A 289-nucleotide genomic window follows, 5' to 3' on the forward strand; every position below is an offset into this window, starting at 1 on the left:
TTGATGCAGCGTTCGACGGTGTTCCGCTGCTTGTAGGCCTCGCGGTCGAAGGCCGGTGGCCTGCCGCCTCGGCTGCCGAGCCGTTTGCGGTTCGCGGCCGGGTCGGCAGGCTGCGGGATCACCGCCCGGATCCCGCGCCGCCGCAGATGGCCGCGGATCGCCCCAGAGGAATACGCCTTGTCCGCCAGGACCGAGACCGGTGCCGTCCGCGGTCTGCCGACCGGCCGGGACACCCGGATCCGGGCCATGACCTTCTCGAATGCGGGTGCGTCACCGGCCTGGCCCGGGG

Annotated in this window: 1 protein-coding gene; it reads right to left on the reverse strand. The window is 73.0% G+C overall.

Annotated features, from left to right (window positions below; genetic code table 11):
- Positions 1–289: transposase (locus tag ADK86_RS18265; protein WP_159393880.1), on the reverse strand; the 289-nt coding region annotated here is incomplete at both ends.

The organism is Streptomyces sp. NRRL F-5755 (assembly GCF_001279365.1).
Lineage (GTDB): Bacteria > Actinomycetota > Actinomycetes > Streptomycetales > Streptomycetaceae > Streptomyces > Streptomyces rimosus.